Origin of the sequence: Kitasatospora sp. NPDC096128, from assembly GCF_040303105.1 — a bacterium.
Classification (GTDB): domain Bacteria; phylum Actinomycetota; class Actinomycetes; order Streptomycetales; family Streptomycetaceae; genus Kitasatospora.
On sequence record NZ_JBEOSP010000032.1, the window covers coordinates 25,553 to 44,375 of the forward strand.

Annotated in this window: 21 protein-coding genes; 11 read left to right on the forward strand and 10 right to left on the reverse strand. The window is 74.0% G+C overall.

Features of this window, described 5'->3' with window-relative positions; genetic code table 11:
* Nucleotides 1–16: 16 nt before the first annotated feature.
* Nucleotides 17–1,111, forward strand: a complete 1,095-nt coding sequence (locus tag ABTY61_RS29510) for a WD40/YVTN/BNR-like repeat-containing protein (RefSeq protein WP_350508151.1) — start codon at nucleotides 17–19, stop codon at nucleotides 1,109–1,111.
* A gap of 124 nt (nucleotides 1,112–1,235) precedes the next feature.
* A complete protein-coding gene (locus ABTY61_RS29515) occupies nucleotides 1,236–1,991 on the forward strand; it encodes a GNAT family N-acetyltransferase (protein ID WP_350508152.1) in 756 nt (251 codons plus the stop codon).
* Between the two features lie 96 nt (nucleotides 1,992–2,087).
* Here the strand turns inward: ABTY61_RS29515 and ABTY61_RS29520 are convergent, their stop codons facing one another.
* On the reverse strand, nucleotides 2,088–2,945 hold the full coding sequence (locus ABTY61_RS29520) for an EamA family transporter (protein ID WP_350508153.1): 858 nt from the start codon (nucleotides 2,943–2,945) through the stop codon (nucleotides 2,088–2,090).
* 74 nt (nucleotides 2,946–3,019) lie between these two features.
* Here ABTY61_RS29520 and ABTY61_RS29525 point away from each other — a divergent pair, with 74 nt between their 5' ends.
* Nucleotides 3,020–3,892, forward strand: coding sequence for a MurR/RpiR family transcriptional regulator (locus ABTY61_RS29525; RefSeq protein WP_350508154.1), 873 nt, complete (start codon nucleotides 3,020–3,022; stop codon nucleotides 3,890–3,892).
* Between the two features lie 114 nt (nucleotides 3,893–4,006).
* Here the strand turns inward: ABTY61_RS29525 and ABTY61_RS29530 are convergent, their stop codons facing one another.
* Nucleotides 4,007–4,960, reverse strand: coding sequence for a DUF8686 domain-containing protein (locus ABTY61_RS29530; protein ID WP_350508155.1), 954 nt, complete (start codon nucleotides 4,958–4,960; stop codon nucleotides 4,007–4,009).
* A gap of 158 nt (nucleotides 4,961–5,118) precedes the next feature.
* Between ABTY61_RS29530 and ABTY61_RS29535 the strand changes: the two genes are divergently transcribed.
* Complete coding sequence (locus ABTY61_RS29535; protein WP_350508156.1) at nucleotides 5,119–6,135, forward strand: LacI family DNA-binding transcriptional regulator; 1,017 nt, start codon at nucleotides 5,119–5,121, stop codon at nucleotides 6,133–6,135.
* 72 nt (nucleotides 6,136–6,207) lie between these two features.
* Here the strand turns inward: ABTY61_RS29535 and ABTY61_RS29540 are convergent, their stop codons facing one another.
* Nucleotides 6,208–7,248, reverse strand: coding sequence for an endonuclease/exonuclease/phosphatase family protein (locus tag ABTY61_RS29540; RefSeq protein WP_350508157.1), 1,041 nt, complete (start codon nucleotides 7,246–7,248; stop codon nucleotides 6,208–6,210).
* A gap of 233 nt (nucleotides 7,249–7,481) precedes the next feature.
* The gene (locus tag ABTY61_RS29545) at nucleotides 7,482–8,000 is read right to left on the reverse strand and encodes a GNAT family N-acetyltransferase (RefSeq protein WP_350508158.1); all 519 of its coding nucleotides are present in this window, start codon (nucleotides 7,998–8,000) and stop codon (nucleotides 7,482–7,484) included.
* Nucleotides 8,001–8,123: 123 nt separating this feature from the next.
* Between ABTY61_RS29545 and ABTY61_RS29550 the strand changes: the two genes are divergently transcribed.
* Nucleotides 8,124–9,245 carry a hypothetical protein gene (locus ABTY61_RS29550; protein ID WP_350508159.1) on the forward strand — a complete coding sequence of 374 codons (1,122 nt, stop codon included), beginning with the start codon at nucleotides 8,124–8,126 and terminating at the stop codon, nucleotides 9,243–9,245.
* 56 nt (nucleotides 9,246–9,301) lie between these two features.
* On the opposite strand, the gene ABTY61_RS29555 is transcribed toward ABTY61_RS29550, so the two are convergent.
* The gene (locus tag ABTY61_RS29555) at nucleotides 9,302–9,721 is read right to left on the reverse strand and encodes a hypothetical protein (protein WP_350508160.1); all 420 of its coding nucleotides are present in this window, start codon (nucleotides 9,719–9,721) and stop codon (nucleotides 9,302–9,304) included.
* A 182-nt stretch (nucleotides 9,722–9,903) separates the two neighbouring features.
* Here ABTY61_RS29555 and ABTY61_RS29560 point away from each other — a divergent pair, with 182 nt between their 5' ends.
* Together ABTY61_RS29560 and ABTY61_RS29565 are read left to right on the forward strand one after the other, a co-directional pair.
* The gene (locus tag ABTY61_RS29560; RefSeq protein WP_350508161.1) at nucleotides 9,904–10,275 is read left to right on the forward strand and encodes a YciI family protein; all 372 of its coding nucleotides are present in this window, start codon (nucleotides 9,904–9,906) and stop codon (nucleotides 10,273–10,275) included.
* A 115-nt stretch (nucleotides 10,276–10,390) separates the two neighbouring features.
* The gene (locus tag ABTY61_RS29565) at nucleotides 10,391–11,641 is read left to right on the forward strand and encodes an RNA polymerase sigma factor (RefSeq protein WP_350508162.1); all 1,251 of its coding nucleotides are present in this window, start codon (nucleotides 10,391–10,393) and stop codon (nucleotides 11,639–11,641) included.
* Here ABTY61_RS29565 and ABTY61_RS29570 read toward each other — a convergent pair.
* A complete protein-coding gene (locus tag ABTY61_RS29570; RefSeq protein ID WP_350508228.1) occupies nucleotides 11,638–12,105 on the reverse strand; it encodes a MarR family winged helix-turn-helix transcriptional regulator in 468 nt (155 codons plus the stop codon). The two genes, ABTY61_RS29565 and ABTY61_RS29570, sit on opposite strands and share 4 nt — an antisense overlap.
* Before the next feature lie 114 nt (nucleotides 12,106–12,219).
* Here ABTY61_RS29570 and ABTY61_RS29575 point away from each other — a divergent pair, with 114 nt between their 5' ends.
* Complete coding sequence (locus ABTY61_RS29575) at nucleotides 12,220–13,002, forward strand: dioxygenase family protein (protein WP_350508163.1); 783 nt, start codon at nucleotides 12,220–12,222, stop codon at nucleotides 13,000–13,002.
* Between the two features lie 29 nt (nucleotides 13,003–13,031).
* Here ABTY61_RS29575 and ABTY61_RS29580 read toward each other — a convergent pair whose 3' ends face one another.
* The 3 genes from ABTY61_RS29580 to ABTY61_RS29590 all read right to left on the reverse strand — a co-directional run bounded on the left by ABTY61_RS29580 (nucleotide 13,032) and on the right by ABTY61_RS29590 (nucleotide 14,900).
* Nucleotides 13,032–13,679, reverse strand: coding sequence for an NAD(P)-dependent oxidoreductase (locus ABTY61_RS29580; RefSeq protein ID WP_350508164.1), 648 nt, complete (start codon nucleotides 13,677–13,679; stop codon nucleotides 13,032–13,034).
* 257 nt (nucleotides 13,680–13,936) lie between these two features.
* Entirely contained in the window at nucleotides 13,937–14,323 is a 387-nt protein-coding gene (locus ABTY61_RS29585; RefSeq protein WP_350508165.1) for a VOC family protein, read from the reverse strand.
* Between the two features lie 4 nt (nucleotides 14,324–14,327).
* The gene (locus ABTY61_RS29590; RefSeq protein WP_350508166.1) at nucleotides 14,328–14,900 is read right to left on the reverse strand and encodes a GNAT family N-acetyltransferase; all 573 of its coding nucleotides are present in this window, start codon (nucleotides 14,898–14,900) and stop codon (nucleotides 14,328–14,330) included.
* 127 nt (nucleotides 14,901–15,027) lie between these two features.
* Here ABTY61_RS29590 and ABTY61_RS29595 point away from each other — a divergent pair, with 127 nt between their 5' ends.
* Genes ABTY61_RS29595 through ABTY61_RS29605 form a run of 3 tightly spaced genes read left to right on the forward strand, consistent with a single transcriptional unit; the run spans nucleotide 15,028 to nucleotide 17,794 of the window.
* Nucleotides 15,028–15,798: an SDR family NAD(P)-dependent oxidoreductase gene (locus ABTY61_RS29595; protein ID WP_350508167.1), complete on the forward strand. Its 771-nt coding sequence runs from the start codon at nucleotides 15,028–15,030 to the stop codon at nucleotides 15,796–15,798.
* A gap of 22 nt (nucleotides 15,799–15,820) precedes the next feature.
* Nucleotides 15,821–16,207 (forward strand): MerR family transcriptional regulator, encoded by a 387-nt coding sequence (locus tag ABTY61_RS29600; protein WP_350508168.1) that lies wholly within the window; start codon nucleotides 15,821–15,823, stop codon nucleotides 16,205–16,207.
* Nucleotides 16,208–16,258: 51 nt separating this feature from the next.
* Nucleotides 16,259–17,794: an AMP-binding protein gene (locus ABTY61_RS29605; RefSeq protein ID WP_350508169.1), complete on the forward strand. Its 1,536-nt coding sequence runs from the start codon at nucleotides 16,259–16,261 to the stop codon at nucleotides 17,792–17,794.
* A gap of 57 nt (nucleotides 17,795–17,851) precedes the next feature.
* Here the strand turns inward: ABTY61_RS29605 and ABTY61_RS29610 are convergent, their stop codons facing one another.
* Nucleotides 17,852–18,691: a LuxR C-terminal-related transcriptional regulator gene (locus tag ABTY61_RS29610; RefSeq protein ID WP_350508170.1), complete on the reverse strand. Its 840-nt coding sequence runs from the start codon at nucleotides 18,689–18,691 to the stop codon at nucleotides 17,852–17,854.
* Nucleotides 18,692–18,823 lie beyond the last annotated feature (132 nt).

The window sequence follows — 18,823 nt, forward strand, 5'->3', positions numbered from 1 at the left end:
TCAGGTGGTGTGAGGCATGACCGAGGTGCTGTTGGCCGTCGGAACCGAGAAGGGCCTCTTTCTCGGCCGCAGCCGCGACCGGCTGGACTGGGAGTTCAGCGGGCCGCACTTCCCGATGAACGCGATCTACTCCGTCTCGATCGACCGCCGCGACGGCCGCACCAGACTGCTGGTCGGCGCCGACAGCAGCCACTGGGGCCCCTCGGTGTGGCGCTCCGACGACCTCGGCGCCACCTGGAACGAGCCGTCCCGGCCGGCGATCCGCTTCCCCGAGTCCACCGGCGCCTCGCTCACCCGGGTCTGGCAGCTCCAGCCCGCCGGGCCGGAGGCCCCCGGGGTGGTCTACGCGGGCACCGAACCCGCCGCACTGTTCCGCTCCACCGACGGCGGCGAGAGCTTCGCCCTGGTCGAACCGCTCTGGAACCACCCCCAGCGGTCCGAGTGGGGCGCCGGCTACGGCGGCCAGGGCCTGCACACCGTCCTCACCGACCCGCGCGACCCGCAGCGGCTGCTGGTCGCCGTCTCCAGCGGCGGCGTCTACCGCAGCAAGGACGGCGGCGACACCTGGGCGCCCGCCAACACCGGTCTGCGCGCCGAGTTCTTCCCCGAGGAGCGCCAGTACCCCGAGTTCGGCCAGTGCGTGCACAAGATCGCCCCGGACCCGGTCCACCTCGACCGGCTCTACCTGCAGAACCACGGCGGGGTCTACCGGAGCGACGACTGGGGCGAGAGCTGGCGCTCCATCGCGGACGGCCTGCCCGCCGAGTTCGGCTTCGCCGTCGCCGCCCACCCGCGCCGGGGCGACACCGCCTACCTGTTCCCGCTCGGCGGCTCGGACGACCGGATCCCGCCCGGGCGCCGCTGCCGGGTCTTCCGCACCACCGACGGCGGCACCAGCTGGCAGCAGCTGGCCGCCGGGCTGCCCGGCGAGGACCACTACGGCATCGTGCTGCGCGACGCCCTGCGCACCGACGACGCCGACCCGGCCGGGATCTACTTCGGCAACCGGACCGGCGACGTGTACGGCAGCCGCGACGAGGGCGAGACCTGGTCGCTGCTGGTCTCCCACCTGCCGGACGTGCTCTGCGTCCGGGCGGCCGTGGTGGGCTGAGCAGCGGTGGACTGAGGGGCTGTCCGCCGTCTCAAGGACCGCTGCCGGAAAACCCGTTGCGCCGGGTTCCTGGTTCTGGCGAGCATGGGCCGCCGACGAACGATCGCGCGAAGTGGGGTGGGCCATGCCCGAAACGGACTGGGTGATCAGGTACGACCGCGTCGGCACACCGGTGCTGCGGTACCAGCTCGGCGAGCGGGAGGGGCGCCCCTGGGCCGATCTGCTGGAGGTGCTGGACGACTCGGCGGACGCCGCCGCGTACATCCGCGCCGAACTGCCCGGCTGGGTGGTCTCCGGCAGCCCGGAACTCGGGCAGCGGCTGCTGGACCGGGGCGCGACGGCCCTGCGCCACGCCCACACCTTCCGGCGGGACCTGCGCGCCGACCCCCCGCCCGCCGACTGGGCCGGGGCGCCGCTGCGCGAGGGGCTGCGGGCGGTGCCCTGCGACCGCTCGCCCGAGGCGATGCTGGAGTCCTGGCGGGCCGCCTTCGACCCGACGCACGTGGACCACTTCGCCGGTGACGACGCCCGGGCCCTCGCCGAGCGGATCGGCCCACTGCTGGCCGGGGAGGCCATCGGCCCGGTGCTGCCGTCCAGCCTGCTCGCCGTGGACACCGAGGACCACGTGGTCGGCGCCGCCGTGCTGACCGACCGCGACGGCCTGCCCTGGGTCGCCGAGGTGTTCCGCCACCCGCGGCGCGGCTACCGCGGCCTCGGCGCCGACCTGCTGCGCCGGGCGGTCGCGGACGCCGCCGGGCGCGGACTCGCCGACGTGCACCTGGTGGTCTCCGAGGGCAACCCGGCCCGCCGGGTCTACGAGGCCCTGGGCTTCGAACTTCTGGAGACCTCGCTGACCGTGATCGTGCCGGACGCCGCCTGAGGCCTGGGCTCCAGGGCTCACGGGCACCTGGGCTCACGGGCACCTGGGCTCACGGGCACCCGGGCTCACGGGAACCGGGGCTCACCACTCAAGAGCTCAGGGGCGGGCGAGTTCCAGGACGGCGATCCCGCCGAGGACGGTGAGCGCGGCGGCCAGCCGCAGCCGTCCGAGGCGCTCACGGAACACCACGGTGGCGATCAGCGCGGCGATCACAATGCTGGTCTCGCGCAGCGCCGCGACCGTCGCCAGGTTGCCCCGGGACTGCGCCCAGACCACCAGGCCGTAGGCCGTCAGTGAGAGCACCCCGCCGAGGATCCCGACCGACAGCACCCCGCGCGCCCCGGTGAGCAGGGTGCGGCCGCGCCGGGCCCAGACCACCGCGACCAGCGCCGGCCCCTGGAGCAGGAACAGCCAGGCCACGTACCCGCCGACGGTACCCGCGTGCCGGACGCCGCTGCCGTCCAGCACCGTGTACCCGGCGATCATCGCCCCGGTGCCGGCGGCAGCCGTGAGAGCGGGCAGCTGCGCCCGCCCGGGTATGCCCTGGGCGAAGGCCAGCCCGATCAGCCCGCAGGAGATCACCACTACGCCCACCAGCTCGCCCGCCCCCAGCTGCTGGCCGAGCACGGTGACCGACAGCAGCGCGACCAGCAACGGCGCCGAACCACGGGCGATCGGGTACATCTGCCCGAAGTCGCCCAGCTGGTAAGCCCGCAGCAGCAGGACCGTCGAGACCGTCTGGACCACCGTGGAGGCCAACAGGTACGGCCAGGCGGCGGCGTCCGGCAGCGGGTTGACCGCGACCAGCACCACCGCGCAGGCGGTGTACGTCAGGTTGATCAGCGCGAAGCCGACCATCTTGTCCGGTATCCGGTGCGCCAGGCCGTTCCACACGGCGTGCAGCACCGCGGCCGTGAGCACCGCCAGCGGCACGGCCGCTCCGGTTTCTGACATGGCGAAGCTCCCCTCCCGATCGGCCGGCCGGATTTCCGGGGCCCTGGAACTAGATTCCACGCTACCCTAGATCCATGGAAGAACGTTCCGAATTTTTCACGCCCCTGGAATCCCAGCTGGCCGCGCAGATCCGGGCCCGGCTCGGCGAGCTGCGCGGCACCGAGGCGAGGGTCGCCCAGGTGGTGCTGGACCGCGGCACCGAGCTGGTGCACCTCAGCGTCAGCGACGTGGCGACGCTGGCCGGGACGGCCCCCTCCTCGGTGGTCCGGGCCTGCCAGCGGCTCGGCTTCCGCGGCTTCCAGGAGCTGAAGATCGCCGCCGCCCGGCACGCCCCGGCGGCCCCCGCCGCGGAGCCGGCCGCGGACGCCGACGACCCGGCCGCCAAGGCGCTCGCCGACACCCTGCGCGCCGCCCGGGCGGCCCTGGAGGGCATCACCGCCACGCTCGGGCCGGACGACCTGCGGGCCGCGGCCGAGCTGCTGAACGACGCCCCCCGGGTGCTCCTGGTCGGCGCCGGGCTGTCCGGCGCGGTGGCGCTGGACATCGCCTACCGGCTGCGCGCACTCGGTCTGCCGGTGGACGCCCCGGCCGACTCGATGACCGCCCAGCTGGTGGCCGCCGCGCTCCCCCCGGGCGCCGTCTGCCTGGCCGTCAGCCACACCGGCGCCACCCACAGCGTGGTGGCCGCCGCCCGCGCCGCCCGCGCCGCCGGGGCCGAGGTCCTGGCGCTCACCAGCTACGCCCGCTCGCCCCTCACCGAGACGGCGAGCTGCGTCCTGGTCGCGGGCGGGCAGGACCTGGTCTTCGGCCTGGAGACCACGGCCAGCCGGCTGGCCCACCTGGCCGCGGTGGACGCGCTCGCCCAGACCCTGCTGGCACTGCGCGGTCCGCGCGCGGAGCACGCCCTGCGGCTCGCCGCGGAGGTCTGCGCGGAGTACGTGTACTGAGGACCACGTGTGCCGACCCGCGCCCGGGGAGCCGCCCCACGGGGCCCGGAGCCCGCCCCCGGATTCCGTGCCAGGTCCGCGACGGAATCCGGGAGACGGCCCGCCGGACAGGCCTTACGTCGCGGGCCGGTGGGCGCCCTCGATCCGGGCGCCGCGCACCACGACCATGGTCAGGCCCACCGCGATCAGCAGTTCCGCCCAGAAGAACGCCGCGTAGTCCAGCAGCGAGCCGATCGGCGGGCTGCCGGGCGCGGCGTTGCGCATGCCGACCAGGGCGAACAGGGTGGCCGCCATCCAGCTCAGGGCCGGCCAGACGATCCCGCGCCGCTGCCGGACGATCAGCCAGGCCGCCACCAGGACGGACAGCGCCAGCGCCCACATCGCCGCCATCATGAACCAGGCCAGGATGTAGGTGCTGCGCGAGCGGCTGATCTGCTCGGTGACGGCGATGCCGAGGCCGTCGGTCTCCCGCTCCCCCTGGGTGAAGGCGAAGAACGGGTCGACCTCCTGGATCCCGATCGTCACCGGGACCGGCCGCCCCCCGACGGTGGCCCGGAAGCCGACCTGAACGCGGTAGCCGTCGAAGGGGTAGTCGGTGACCCGCCCCTCCAGCAGGCTGAACGACACCGGGCTGGAGGGGATCGGCTGGCCGGCCTGGTACCTGAGCACGGTCTGCTCCAGCGAGGTGGTCTCCAACGCCACGTCCTGCGCCGGGATCTGCTGGATGCCGGACGTCCCCAGGGCGCCGTGCGGCACGACCAGGATCTTGGCAGCGACCGTCTGGGCGGCCGCGTCGACCCGCTGGAGCACCACGTCGACCTCCAGGAAGTCCGCCGAGTGGTCGACGCCCACCTCCTGGGCCCGACCGCGGGTGGAGCGCTCGTCGGAGTAGAGCAGCAGCCCGGCGGCCACGAACAGCGCGATCGTCACCAGCACGGCGTACGCCCGCCAGGGCCGGACCTTCGGCCTGGTGGCGCTCACGGTGCGCACCCGGGCGTGGATGCGGACCTTGGGCCGGGTGGTCGGGCGCAGGGGCCGGACGGTCCTGCGGTGCGGCGGCGTGCTCATCGACCTGCTCCCACGGTCGGCGGCGGCGGCACCCGATGCCGCCCGTCCCGCCAGCGTCGGCACGGTACCACCTGTGCCGCAACCGGGGCGGGCCGGTCGGAGCCTCCTCCGGTCGCGGAAAACACGCTGGTCGGAGGTGCTGTGTAGGCTCATTCGTCATGGCGAGGGTGACACGGGACGATGTGGCGCGGGTGGCGGGGACGTCCACAGCGGTCGTGAGTTATGTGATCAACGACGGGCCGAGGCCGGTGGCACCGGCCACCCGGGCCCGGGTGCTCGCGGCGGTGGAGGAGCTCGGCTACCGGCCCAACCGGGTCGCCCAGGCGATGGCCCGGCGCCGGACCGACCTGCTCGGGATGGTCGTGCCGGACGCCCGCCAGCCCTTCTTCGCCGGGCTCGCCCACGCCGTGGAGCAGGCCGCCACCGAACACGGCCGGCTGCTGCTGATCGGCAACTCCGACTACGCCGACGAACGCGAGGCGCACTACATCCGGGCCTTCCTCGGAATGCAGGTGGACGGGCTGATCCTGGTCACCCAGGACCCGGCCGCTCCCGGGCTGACCGGCTTCGACTCGGCCGACGGCACCCCGGTCGTGCTGCTGCACCACCGCACGGAGAGCGCCGACGGCGTGGCCGTGGTGGCGGACGACGAGGGCGGTGCCCGCGAGGTGGTCCGCCACCTGCTCGACCACGGCCACGCCGAGGTGCACTGCTTCGGCGGCACCCTGGCGCTCAGCCCGCTCGACCCGGTCACCGGGCGGACGGCCGGCTGGGCCGCGGCACTGGCGGACGCCGGACTGTCCACCGACGGGCGGCTCACCCCGGCCCCCTTCGACCGGGTCCGGGCGCACGCCGAGGCGCTCACCCTGCTGAGTCGGCCCGACCGGCCGTCCGCCGTGTTCTGCGCGACGGACGACCAGGCGATCGGCCTGCTGCGGGCCGCCGACGACCTGGGCATCCGGGTGCCGGAGGACCTCGCGGTGGCCGGTTTCGACGACATCGCCGAGGCGGTGATCGCCGGGCCGGCGCTGACCACCGTCACCACCGCGCAGGACGAGATGGCGCGGTCCGCGGTGGACCTGGTGCTCGGCGGGGCGGAGCGCCGCGCCGCCGGGGCCCGGACCTTCCCGGCCCGGCTGGTGGTGCGGCGCTCCTGCGGCTGCCCGGCCGGCTGACCGGTTGGCCCACCCGCCGGCTCCGGGTCCGGAACCCCGGCCGGCTCGTCGGAGCAACAGTCAGGCCTTCGGTCAGTTGAGCTGGAAGGTGGCCTCGACCGGGTAGTGGTCGCTGGGCGCGTTGGTGTCCAGCTGCCCCGGCGTCCAGCCGGCCTGCGGGTCGATGTCGATCTTCACGTCGGACATCGAGGTCGGCACCGGGCGGCCCGGGGCGTTGAGGTAGCCGATGTAGTCCAGGTCGTCCCGGTAGTCGGTCGGGAAGGTCTCCACGCCCGCCATGTACTGGCACCAGGCGGAGACCGGGCAGTCCATGGTGGTGCGGGCCTGGTTCGGGTCGGTGGCCGGGGTGCCGAGGACGCCGTTGACCGCGTTCTGGGCGTTGGCGTAGTCACCGCGGGCCTGGCCGTGGAAGTACTCGACGTTGAGGTCGCCGCCGATCAGCACCGGCGCGCCGCTGCCCACGATGCCGTCGACCCAGGCGCGGATCTCGGCGAGCTGGCCGAGCCGGGTGGACTGGGTGGTGTCGGTGGAGGTGTCGGCCTCGTCGGCCTGGAGGTGGGTGCCGACCACCCAGGCGGTGGTGCCGTTCTTGTTCACCTGCACCAGCGCCGCGCCCTTGTTGGCGTGGTAGTCCCAGGTGCCGTAGGTGGAGTTGCTGAACACGTGGGCGTACTGGGCGGTGATCGGGTACTTGGAGAGGATCATCGTGCCGCCGTTGATGACGAACCACGAGTTGGAGCAGTTGCCGCTGACGCCCGTCCAGCCGCCGCCGGAGCAGACCCCGCCGACCACCGGGGTGCGGTACGGGTAGAGGTCGGCGAGCTTGGCGTTGATGTCGGCGGTCGAGCTGTTGTTGAACTGCTCGTCCAGGACGACCACGTCGGCGTTGTGCTGCCGGACGATCCGCTCGATCACCGGGGTGCGGCGGGCGGCCTGCTCGTTCTGGGTCCTGTCGACGATCGCAGTGCCGAGGTCGACGTTGAACGCGAAGACGGACAGCGAGGTGGGGCTCGCCGCGGTGGTGGTCGCGGAGGCGCTCGGGGCGGTGCCGCCGAGCAGCAGTGCGGCGGCGGCCGCCGAGGTGAGGGCGGTGGCCGTGCGGCGCGAGAGCATGGGCGTTCTCCTGGGGATCCGTCAACCGGTGGGGTTCCGGACGGACCGGGGGTGACCGGCCGCCGGTGATTGGCGGGGGAACGCTAGCTACTGCTCGGTACGTCGGGAAGAACGCCAGGCGATCAGTTCCGATCGCTCCCGTGGCGGCGAGGTGTCTGTACAGGTCAGAACGGTTGGATGACAAGATGTCTGTACACCCTGGCACCCGGCACCGAGGGTCCGGTGAACGACCGTCAGCCGTCCGACAGTTCGTCCGCGAGCAGGTCCATCAGCAGATTGTCGTGCCAGGTGCCGTCGGAGCCGCGCTCGTACTGGCGCATGGTGCCGACCGGGCGGAAGCCGACCTTGGTGTAGCAGCGGATCGCGGCCAGGTTGTCGGCGGCCGGGTCGATCACCAGCCGGTGGTAGTGGTGGTCGTGCACCAGGTGCCGGGCCATGGTGCGCACGGCGTCGGTGCCCAGGCCCAGGCCGTGCACCGAGGGATCAAGGAAGATGTCCATCCCGGCGTGCCGGTACTCGTCGTCGTTCTCGGCGTACCACTGCACGGCGCCGACCACCCGGCCGCCCACATCGATCGCGAAGGTCTCGGTCTCGGGCGCTTCCAAGTCCCGCGCGACCTCGTCGACCAGGTCGTCACCACCCCGCCAGCGGGCGAACACCTCGGGCGTGCTGCGGATCGCCACCAGCGCCGGGATGTCGTCGGCGGTCGCCGGGCGGAGGGTGACCAGGGTGCCGTGCAGAATCGTCCCCATATGGGGCATGTTGGCACGGAAAGCCGCCTCTGGCCAGCGGTTTTGCCGGTGCGACCGGCCGCCGTGCCCGCGCGCCCGGGGCGCGTTGCCCGCACCCGGCACGACCAGGGATGATGCTCCGCCGTGACACATCTGATCATCATCGTGCTGGCGGTCGCGATCTCCGCCGCCGTGACCAGGGCCCGGAAGGCCAAGGCCGCCCGGGCCACCGCCTGGGCCCGGACCGACTTCGACGCCGCGGCCTACGGACTCGTCCCGCGCGAGCGGCTCGACCCCGAACGGGCCGGCCCGCCGCCCGCCCCGCACCAGCGCAAGGAGTCACAGGCCGTCGCCGACGCGGCCTGGGCCGGCAACTGGCGGCACGCGGCCGAGTACGTGGCCGCCGCCGGACCGGACTGGGACGAACGCTGGACCCGGCTGGAGCTGCTGGACGCGATCGCCGACGAGGACGGCGCCTGGCTCAAGGCCTGGCGCGCGGCCGACCCGGACAACTGCGACGCCGCCGCCCTGGAGGCCAACCGGATGGTGCACGCCGCCTGGGAGGTCCGCGGCAGCGGCTACGCCCACGAGGTGCCCGAGGAGGCCATGAACGCCTTCCGGGCGATGCTGCCCGCCGCGATCGAGGCGGCGAAGCGGGCCTCGCTGCTCGACCCGGCGAACCCGGCGCCCTGGGTGGTCATGGTCACCGCCGCGCGCGGCGCCCGGTACCAGCCCGCGCAGTTCGAGGAGCTGTGGAGCGGGCTCGTCCAGCGGGCGCCGTTCCACTACGCGGGCCACCTCCAGGGCCTGCAGTACTGGTGCGCCAAGTGGTTCGGCTCGGACCGCGAGATGCTGGCCTTCGCCGAGCGGGCCCTGGACGCGGCCCCGGCCGGCAGCCCGCTGGGCGGGCTCTACCTGCACGCACTGTACGAGCTCCAGCTGCGCGACAGGCTCGGCACCCTGACCAGCGAGGACACCCGGCGCCGACTGCGGCAGACGGCCGCCTCGCTGGCACTGGTCCGGCCGGACCACCGGCAGCTGACCGAGCTGCGGCACCTGCTCGCCGCGTACACCGGCCGGGCCGGACTGCACGACCTCGCCCTGGAGCAGTTCCGCGCGATCGGACCGTACTGCGGCTGCCACCCGTGGACCGACGGGGACGACCCGGTGGCGGCCTTCGAACAGGCCCGCGGCACCGCCGTCCACCTCTCCGGGGCGCAGCCGCTGCCGCCGGAGCTGCGGCCGAAGGCGGGCCTGGGCGGGTAGCGGGTTCGGGGCGGGCAGCCGGCGGGGGCCGGGGCGCCCGGGGCGGGGGCGGCGGGTCAGACCGTGTCGTCGAGCTGAAGCGCCTGGCGGACGTAGGCCGTGTAGAACAGCTCGAAGCCGATCAGGACGGTGTCCGCGCCGTCCCGGCACTCGATGACGTCCCAGTGCCTCTTGACCGCCTCCGGGTCGCCCTTGCGCCACCTGCGCACCTCGACCAGCTCCAGCTCGTCGACCGGCAGGTGGCGGGCCCGCGCGTCGGTCCCACGGACCGGCGAGATCGCGAGCGCGCTGCGCGAGAGGTGCAGGAAGGCCGGTTCGGGGCGGCAGTACGGGCGGGGGCCGATGACGCAGCCCTCGAAGACCAGCACCCGCCCCGCCTTGAGGAGCTGTTCGTGCGTCGGCGTCCGCGCCCCCGTCCCCGTTCCCCAGAGCGGCTCCAGAGCCGTCGCCACCACGTCGAGAATGTCCCCGAGCATTCCGTCTCCCCTCCATCGCTTCCGCGTTCGAATCATTCGACCACGGACGGCCCACCCCGCGAACCCCGCTCCCGGGAACCGGCGAAAAATTCTTTCGCGACGGGTGTCGATCCGGCGCCGACCCGATCGACGCAGGGGTGAGCGGCGGGGAACGGCCCCGCCCGCAGGACCGAGGAGTCACCATGCCGCGCTTCATGACGCTGATCCGGATCGACGAGGACGCCCGGGACGGCTGGGAGCCCGACCCGGGGTTCGAGCAGCGGATGGGGGCACTGTTCGAGGAGATCACCAAGGCCGGGGTGATGCTGGAGACCGCCGGGCTGACCCCGACCGCCCAGGGCACCCGGGTGAGCTGGACCGACGGGAAGATCGGCTACACCGACGGGCCGTTCACCGAGACCAAGGAGGTCGTCGGCGGCTACGCCATCCTGCAGTGCAAGGACAAGGCGGAGGCGCTGGAGTGGACCCGCCGCTTCCTGCGGACCCACCCGGTGCACTGGCCGGTCGAGGCGGAGGTCCGGCAGATCGAAGAGATGCCGCAGCCCCCGAAGTAGCAGGAGGGGAAGGGGTCGTGGCGCCCGGGCGTGTCCCGTGGGTTCCGTCGGATCAGGCAGGGACCCGCAGGACACGCCCCCCGGTTGCCTCCCGCCGCGGGGGCTGCTCTGATGGGTGGCCGTGACGGAGAGGGAGGCGACGGCGGTCGTCGAGGCGGTGTTCCGGATCGAGTCCGCGCGGATCATCGCCGCGGCCGCGCGGATCGTCCGGGACGTCGGCCTGGCCGAGGAGTTGGCGCAGGACGCGCTGGTGGCCGCGCTGGAGCAGTGGCCGCGCGACGGCGTGCCGGACAACCCGGGCGCCTGGCTGACGGCCACCGCCAAGCGGCGGGCGATCGACCTGGTGCGCCGCCGGGAGGTCTACGCCCGCAAACTCGCCGAGGTGGGGCGGTCGTCGGAGGACGTGCCGACGCCGGAGCCGGTGGATCCGGCCGACCCGGAGTCCATCGACGACGACCTGCTGCGGCTGATCTTCACCGCCTGCCACCCGGTGCTGTCGGCACCGGCCCGGATCGCGCTCACCCTGCGGCTGCTGGGCGGGCTGACCACCCCGGAGATCGCCCGCGCCTTCCTGGTGCCGGAGCCGACGGTGGCGCAGCGGATCGTCCGGGCCAAGCGGACGCTGGCCAAGGCCGGGGTCCCGTTCGAGGTGCCGTACGGGGAGGACCGGGCGCGGCGGCTGTCCTCGGTGCTGGAGGTCGTCTACCTGATCTTCAACGAGGGCTACTCGGCCACCGCCGGGGACGACCTGCTCCGCCCGCAGCTGTGCGAGGACGCGCTGCGGCTGGCCCGGGTGCTGGCCGCGCTGGTGCCGGGCGAGCCGGAGGCGCACGGGCTGGCCGCGCTGCTGGAGTTCCAGGCCTCCCGGACGGCCGCGCGCACCGGGCCGGACGGGCGGCCGGTGCTGCTGGCGGAGCAGAACCGGGCGCGCTGGGACGGGCTGCTGATCCGGCGCGGCTTCGAGGCGTTCCAGCGGGCGGGCAGCGGGCCGTACTCGGTGCAGGCCGCGATCGCCGCCTGCCACGCCCGGGCGCGGCGGTACGAGGACACCGACTGGGCGACGATCGCCGCACTCTACGGGCGGCTGCTGGTGCTGACGCCCTCGCCGGTGGTGGCGCTGAACCGGGCGGTGGCCGTTTCTATGGCCCAGGGGCCCGCCGCCGCACTGGAGTTGGTGGACGCGTTGGTGGCCGAGCCGGCGCTGCGCGACTACCACCTGCTGCCGAGCGTGCGGGGCGATCTGCTGGCCCGGCTGGGGCGCAGGGCCGAGGCGCGGGCGGAGTTCGAGCGGGCGGCGGGGCTGACCCGCAACGAGCGGGAGCGGGAGCTGCTGCGGGAGCGGGCGGCCGCACTGGGCGACGGTTAGGGGGTCTCGTCCTGGCGGAGGCGGGCGCTGACCGCGCCGAGGCCCTCGGCGAGGACGGCGAGCTGCTCGCGGGTGAGCACGTCGATCAGCAGCTCGCGCACCAGGGCGACGTGCCCGGGGGCGGCCCGGCGCAGCGCCTCCCGCCCCTGCTCGGTGAGTTCGGCGATCACGCCGCGCACGTCGCTGGGGCAGGAGCGGCGGCCGACCAGGCCCATCCGCTCCAGTTGGGTGACCTGGTAGGTCAGACCGCTCTTGGAGGTGACCAGCTTGTCGGCGAGTTCGGTCATCCGCAGCGAGTCGCCGGGGGCGGCGGAGAGGTGCACCAGGATCTCGTACTGCTGGTGGGAGAGGCCGGAGTCGTCCTTGAGCTGGCGCTCCAGCCGCCGGTTGAGCAGGTTGCTCGCGACGACGAAGCCCCGCCAGGCGGCCATCTCGTCCTGGTCGAGCCAGCGGGGTTCGTTCAGTGAGGACATGGTGCGAAGCCTACTCCCGTTGTTCAAATTCGAACGAAGGTGTACCGTCCCGAGGTAGAGGTTCAAATTTGAACTACTCACCCTCGTTCCCTTGAGGAGGACGTCATGAGCACCGCGGCCCCCGAGCGCATGCCCGCCCTGTACCTGTCGCACGGCGCGCCGCCGCTCGCCGACGACCCGGTCTGGCCGGGCCAGCTGGCCGCCTGGGCCGCCGACCTGCCGCGACCCAAGGCCGTCCTGATGGTCTCCGCCCACTGGGAGGAGGCCCCGCTGGCCCTCGGCGCCGTCACCACCGTCCCGCTGGTCTACGACTTCTGGGGCTTCCCCGAGCACTACTACACCGTCCGGTACGCCGCCCCCGGCGCGCCCGAGCTGGCCGAGCGCGTGCGCAAGCTGCTGCGAGCCCCCGGCACGCCCGTCCAGGACATCCCCGACCGCGGGCTCGACCACGGCGCGTACGTGCCGCTGGTGGAGATGTTCCCGGAGGCCGACGTCCCGGTGCTGCAGATCTCCCTGCCCACACTGGACCCGCAGCGCCTGCTGGAGATCGGCCGCCGGCTCGCCCCGCTGCGCGACGAGGGCGTGCTGATCATCGGCAGCGGCTTCTTCACCCACAACCTGCGGGCGCTCAGCAGGGACGGCCGGATCAGCTCGGTGATGGCCGAGTTCGACGACTGGGGCCGGCGCGCCCTGGACGCCCACGACCTGGACGCGCTGCTCGACTTCGAGCACAAGGCCCCGGCCGGGCGGCTCGCCCACCCGCGCACCGAGCACTTCGCCCCGCTGTTCGTCACCCTGGGCGCCGGCGAGGCCGACCTCGGCAGCCAGCGCAGCGTGATCGACGGGTTCTGGATGGGGCTGGCCAAGCGGTCGATCCAGCTGGGCTGAACGGGTGAGCCCGGCGCGCGCCCGCCCCGTCACAGCGAGCAGCAGGTGAAGCGCTCGCCGATGTGTTCGGGCTGCTCGATCTCGTCGACCAGGGCGACCGCGTAGTCCGGCACCGAGATCCGACTGCGCCCCTCGGCGTCGGTGAGCAGCTGCTCCAGGCCCGTCCGGTAGTGGCCGGTCCGCTCCCCCGGGCCGATCTCGGCGGCCGGGCTGAGCACCGTCCAGCGGACGTCGGAGACGGTCCGGTAGTAGTCCAGCGCCTCGCCGTGGGCGTGCATGATCTGCAGGATCGGCTCCGGCAGGCCCGGAGCGTCCCAGAGCCGCACGCCCCGCGCGGTCTCCAGGCTGCCCGCGCCGCCGACCGCGACCAGCCGGGGCGCAGCCTCGGCGAGCGTCCGCAGGCCCTCGACCAGCGAGCGGGCGGCGGGCTCGATCAGCGCCAGGTGGCCCGGGCCGTCGCCGCCGCCCACGGCGCTCACCAGGACGTCCCGGCCGGCCGCGACCCGGGCCACGTCGGCCGGGTCCAGCACGTCGCCGCGCTCCACGGTGGCGGCCGCGCCGCGGTAGCGGCCCGGGTCCCGGACCACCGCGGTGACTTCGTGCCCGCGGGCCGCCGCCTCCGCGACGACGGCGCTGCCGATGCTGCCGTTGGCGCCGATCACGGCGATTCTGGCCATGGGGTTACCTGCCTGGTCGCTCGGAGGGGTGGCTCGCTGGTCCCACCGGCCTTACCGGCCGCGCTGACCTCAGACAGTTCGATTATCGGACGGAAGTGGGAACGGCCGCCCGCCCAGGTCCGGGTGGACCTCGGCGGGCGGCCGTGCCGCCGGGCTACGGGGCAACCGGGCCGCGTGGCTACCGGGCTACCGGGCTACCGGCAACCGGGCCGCGTGGCTACCGGGCTGCCGGCTGCCGGGCTGCCAGGCTGCCGGGCTCAGGACGCGCCGGTGGCGATGCGCTCGGCCCGGCTGCGCTCGACGCACAGCTCGTTGCCCTCCGGGTCGGCCATGGTGACCCAGCCGGTGCCGTCCGGGCGGCGCTGGTCCGACACCACCGTGGCGCCCAGGGCGAGCAGGCGCTCGACCTCCTCGTCGCGGCTGCGGTCCTGCGGCTGGAGGTCCAGGTGGACCCGGTTCTTCACCGTCTTGCCCTCGGGCACCTGGATGAAGAGCAGATCGGCACCGGCCGACTTCACCAGCGCCTCCGGATCGCCCGGGTTGTCGTCCTCGGAGACCGTGCCGTCCAGCACCTTCGCCCAGAAGTCCGCGAGCCCGAACGGGTCCGCGCAGTCGATCGTCACATGACGTACCAGAGAAGCCATTCGCCTACTCTGACCCGTGCCCTTCGGACGCGTCCAGCCTTTTCCGGGAGTGCCGGTGACCGTCCATCGGGTACGGCGGAAAGGCCGGGACGATCTCCGTGAACGCGTAGCCGCTCTTCTCCGCGACCCGGCAGGAGGCGTCGTTGTCCCCCTCGTGCAGCAGGTCGATCCGGACCAGGCCGTCCCCGGCGAAGGCCTCGAAGGCCCAGACGGTGAGCGCTTCCACCGCGCGCGGCGCCACGCCCCGGCCGCGCGCCGCGGCCGCCGTCCAGTAGCCGACCTCGGCCCGGTCCCCGCCCGCGGCACCGCGCTTGAGCACCACGTTGCCGACCAGCCCGCCGGCCTCGAGGACGGCGAAGGCGTACCGAGTGCCGCTCGCCCGGCCCTCGTGCTGCACGGCCAGCCAGCGCGCGGCCTGTTCGGCGTCGTGCACCGCGTTCCGGGTGCGGCGGCGCAGCGTCTCGTCCCGGTAGGCCTCGATCAGGGCCGGTGCGTCCGCGTCCTCGAAGGGGCGCAGCAGCAGGCCGTCCGCCCTCGGGAAGGCGGTCGACGCCGGGTCGGGTCGATGGTGGCTCATGGGTGCTCTCCCCCTGGGTTCGGAACCGCTTCGCGACTTCCTCGCGATCTTCCTGACGGACGAACACCCACTGCTCGACGGTTGCGGCTTGACCTTGACGCTGGCGGCAGGGTCGGAGGCTTCTCCCATGAGCGAAGAGAACGAAGCAGCGGGAGCGGGTCGGGTCGTGGTGGTCACCGGGGCCGGGACGGGGATCGGGCGGGAGACCGCGCGGGCCTTCGCGGCCGGGGGCGCCCGGGTGGTGGCGGTCGGGCGGCGCCCCGGGCCGCTGGCGGAGACGGCGGCTGCGCACCCTGGGCTGATCGAGCCGCTGGTCGCGGACGTCACCGGACCGGACGCCCCGGAGACGATCGTCGGAACGGCCCTGGAGCGGTACGGGCGGCTCGACGTACTGGTGAACAACGCCGGCATCGTGCGGAGCGGGCACGCCCTCGGCGAGTTCGACCGGCCCGGCATCGAAACGCTGCTGGCCACCAACCTGATCGCCCCGGTGCTGCTCGGGCAGGCCGCGGTGCCCGCCCTGGCCGCCCACCGGGGTGTGGTGGTCAACGTCAGCACGGCCATCGGACAGCGCGGCTGGCCGAACAACTCGGTGTACGCGGCGGGCAAGGCGGCCCTGGAGACGATCACCCGCAGCTGGGCGGTCGAGCTGGCCCCGCGCGGCATCCGGGTGGTCGCGGTGGCCCCCGGAGCGATCGACACCCCGATCGGCGAGCACTCCGGCTTCAGCCCCGAGCAGTCGGCGGCGATCCGCGAGTGGCAGGTGGGGATCACCCCGCTGCGCCGGATCGGCCGGCCCGCCGAGGTGGCCTGGGCGATCACCCAACTCGCCTCGCCGCAGGCGTCGTTCGTGACCGGCGTAGTCTTGTCCGTGGACGGGGGCGCGTTGGTGGCCTGAGGGACGGACGGGCGGGGCGGCGGTGCGGATCGGGGAACTGGCACGGCGGACGGGCAGTACGGCCCGGGCGCTGCGGCACTACGAACAGGCCGGGCTGATCGACTCCGAGCGGGCGGCCAACGGCTACCGGGAGTACCCGGATTCGGCGGTCCCGCGGGTCCGCAACATCCGCGCCCTGGTCGCCGCCGGGCTCACCATGGAGGACCTCCGGCCCCTGCTCAGCTGCCTGGACGGGGACGTGCTGTCCAGGCCGCCGTCCGAGCGGGTGCTGGGGGTCGTCCGGGACCGGCTGGCGGCGCTGGAACGCCGGATCGCCGCCCAGACCGAGGCCCGGGACCGGCTGCTCGCGGCGCTGACGACGGCCGAGCGGCTGCGAACGACGGCCGCGCGCCCGCGTTCGAACGGGTGACACCCCCGATCGGGGGTGTGCAGCGGGCGCGCGGGATAGGACAGTGGGCGCATGCAGATTCCACTCTCCGTGATGGACTTCCTCGACCGGGCCGAGCTGGTCTACGGCGACCGGGTCGGCATCGTCGACGAGCCGGTGCAACCGGCCGAATCCTGGGGCGAGCTGAGCTACCGGCGGATCGCCGAACTCGCCCGGGCCCAGGCCGCCGGGCTGGACCGGCTCGGGGTCGGACCGGGCGAGCGGGTCGCGGTCGTCTCGCACAACTCGGCCCGACTGCTCACCTCCTTCTTCGGGGTGAGCGGGTACGGCCGGGTGCTGGTGCCGGTGAACTTCCGGCTGCGGGCCGAGGAGGTCGCGTACATCGTCGAGCAGAGCGGCGCCTCCGTGCTGCTGGTCGACCCCGAACTCGCCGACGCCCTGGACGGGGTGGTGGCCAAGCACAAGTTCGTGCTCGGCGCGGACAGCGACGCCCTGCTGTACGACTTCGCCCGCGCGCCCCGCCGGTACGCGGTCTCCGAGAACGACACCGCGACCATCAACTACACCAGCGGAACCACCGCTCGCCCCAAGGGCGTTCAGCTCACCCACCGCAACGTGTGGCTGAACGCGACACTGATGGGCCTGCACTACGGCGCGAACGACCGGGACGTGTACCTGCACACCCTGCCGATGTTCCACGCCAACGGCTGGGGCCTGCCGTTCTCGCTCACCGGGCTCGGCGCCCGGCACATCGTGCTGCGCAAGGTGGACGGCGCCGAGATCCTGCGCCGGGTCGAGCGGCACGGGGTGACCTTCCTGTCCGGTGCGCCCGCCGTGGTGCAGATGGTGCTGGACGCGGCCGCCGACTGGGACGGCCCGGTGCCCGGCCGGGACAAGGTGCGGATGATCGTGGCCGGCGCGCCGCCGCCGACCTCGGTGGTGCAGCAGGTCGAGGAGCAGCTGGGCTGGGAGTTCATGCAGCTCTACGGCCTGACCGAGACCGCGCCGATCGTCACCGTCAACCGCTCACGCGCCGAGTGGGACGCCCTGCCGGCCGCCGAACGGGCCGAGAAGCTGGTGCAGGCCGGCGCCCCCGCGCTCGGCACCCAGCTGCGAGTGGACCCCTCCGGCGAGGTGCTGGTGCGCTCCAACACCGTGCTGGACGGCTACTGGCAGCAGCCGGAGGCCACCGCCGAGGCGCTGCGGGACGAATGGTTCCACACCGGCGACGGCGGCGTCCTCACCGACGGCCAACTGACCATCTCGGACCGGAAGAAGGACGTCATCATCAGCGGCGGGGAGAACGTCTCCTCGATCGAGGTGGAGGACTGCCTGTACGGCCACCCGGCGGTCGCCGAGGTCGCGGTGATCGGGGTGCCGCACGAGAAGTGGGGCGAGACGGTCAAGGCGCTGGTGGTGCTCAGGGAGGGCCGGGCGGCCGTCACCGAGGCGGAGTTGATCGCGCACTGCAAGCAGCGGCTGGCCGGCTACAAGTCGCCCACCTCGGTGGAGTTCCGGGCCGAGCTGCCGCGCACGGCCACCGGGAAGCTGCAGAAGTTCCGGCTGCGCGAGCCCTACTGGAGCGGGCGGGAGCGCCAGGTCAACTGACCTCTGCCGACCTCCACGGTCAGCCGACGAGGCCCGAGTCAACCGCCTAGGGCCGAGTCAGCCGACGAGGCCCGAGGCGCGGGCCGCGAGGGCGAGTTCGGTCCGGTTGCGGACCCCGAGCTTGTGCATCGCGGACTTGAGATAGCCGGTCACGGTGTTGCAGGTCAGGCCCAGGTGGGCGGCGATCTCCGGGTTGGTCCGGCCGGTCGCCGCCCAGCGCAGCACCTCGTGCTCGCGCCGGGTCAACGGCCGTGCCGGGGTGACCGGTCGGGGCCCCTCCGGATCCCCCGGACGGTCCGGACGGTCCGGACGGTCCGGACGGTCCGGACGGTCCGGACGGTCCGGCTGTTGCCGGCTCCAGGCGGCGGCTCCCGCGAGCGCCCGGGTGGCCGTCGCCGCCAGCTTGCCGACGGCCGAGATCCGGACGTCCCCGAACGGCACGACGGTGCGCAGCGAGGCGTACACGACGCCGTGCACGGTGTCGCCGTCCAGCAGCGGGACGGTGAGCATCGCGTACAGGTCCTCGGCGGCCACGGCCGCGTCGTAGTGGTGCGAAATGGTCGTGGCCGCACGGTAGTCGGGCACCCAGGTGGGCGCACGCTCGGCGAGCGCCCGGCCGCCCAGGCCGAGTCCGGCCGGGACGGGCACGTCGTGCAGCAGGTCCGCCCGGGTGCCCGCCCAGTGGCGCAGCACCATGCCCTCGGTGCCGGGGCGGCTGCCGGGCAGCGGCTCGGGCACGCCGACCAGGCCGACATCGGCGCCGCACTCGGCCACCACCCGGCGGGCGAGGTCGCCGAGCACGGCGCGCCGCACCAGCTCGGCGGCGCGGGCGGCGAGTCCGGGGTCGTCGGGGGCGCCGTTCGGCACGGAAGTGAGGGGGTCCGCGGCCGTGGTCACCGCGGAATTGTCACATGCGGTGCGGCCGGAGGCGAGAGTCCTGACGTGCGTGTTCCGCGGAGTGGCGGGCGCCGGCGCCGGGCGGGGCGTAGGGTGCGGCCGCGGGCTACCGACGAGTAGCAGCTGCCCTGA

What these genes read in the sequence shown, in the direction of transcription:
- ABTY61_RS29580 (WP_350508164.1), bottom strand. Translation starts at nt 13,679, where the DNA reads ATGGCCAGAATCGCCGTGATCGGCGCCAACGGCAGCATCGGCAGCGCC.
- ABTY61_RS29555 (WP_350508160.1), bottom strand. Translation starts at nt 9,721, where the DNA reads ATGCTCGGGGACATTCTCGACGTGGTGGCGACGGCTCTGGAGCCGCTC.
- ABTY61_RS29605 (WP_350508169.1), top strand. Translation starts at nt 16,259, where the DNA reads ATGCAGATTCCACTCTCCGTGATGGACTTCCTCGACCGGGCCGAGCTG.
- ABTY61_RS29530 (WP_350508155.1), bottom strand. Translation starts at nt 4,960, where the DNA reads ATGAGCACGCCGCCGCACCGCAGGACCGTCCGGCCCCTGCGCCCGACC.
- ABTY61_RS29535 (WP_350508156.1), top strand. Translation starts at nt 5,119, where the DNA reads ATGGCGAGGGTGACACGGGACGATGTGGCGCGGGTGGCGGGGACGTCC.
- ABTY61_RS29520 (WP_350508153.1), bottom strand. Translation starts at nt 2,945, where the DNA reads ATGTCAGAAACCGGAGCGGCCGTGCCGCTGGCGGTGCTCACGGCCGCG.
- ABTY61_RS29510 (WP_350508151.1), top strand. Translation starts at nt 17, where the DNA reads ATGACCGAGGTGCTGTTGGCCGTCGGAACCGAGAAGGGCCTCTTTCTC.
- ABTY61_RS29540 (WP_350508157.1), bottom strand. Translation starts at nt 7,248, where the DNA reads ATGCTCTCGCGCCGCACGGCCACCGCCCTCACCTCGGCGGCCGCCGCC.
- ABTY61_RS29515 (WP_350508152.1), top strand. Translation starts at nt 1,236, where the DNA reads ATGCCCGAAACGGACTGGGTGATCAGGTACGACCGCGTCGGCACACCG.
- ABTY61_RS29575 (WP_350508163.1), top strand. Translation starts at nt 12,220, where the DNA reads ATGAGCACCGCGGCCCCCGAGCGCATGCCCGCCCTGTACCTGTCGCAC.
- ABTY61_RS29585 (WP_350508165.1), bottom strand. Translation starts at nt 14,323, where the DNA reads ATGGCTTCTCTGGTACGTCATGTGACGATCGACTGCGCGGACCCGTTC.
- ABTY61_RS29525 (WP_350508154.1), top strand. Translation starts at nt 3,020, where the DNA reads ATGGAAGAACGTTCCGAATTTTTCACGCCCCTGGAATCCCAGCTGGCC.
- ABTY61_RS29545 (WP_350508158.1), bottom strand. Translation starts at nt 8,000, where the DNA reads ATGGGGACGATTCTGCACGGCACCCTGGTCACCCTCCGCCCGGCGACC.
- ABTY61_RS29560 (WP_350508161.1), top strand. Translation starts at nt 9,904, where the DNA reads ATGCCGCGCTTCATGACGCTGATCCGGATCGACGAGGACGCCCGGGAC.
- ABTY61_RS29590 (WP_350508166.1), bottom strand. Translation starts at nt 14,900, where the DNA reads ATGAGCCACCATCGACCCGACCCGGCGTCGACCGCCTTCCCGAGGGCG.
- ABTY61_RS29595 (WP_350508167.1), top strand. Translation starts at nt 15,028, where the DNA reads ATGAGCGAAGAGAACGAAGCAGCGGGAGCGGGTCGGGTCGTGGTGGTC.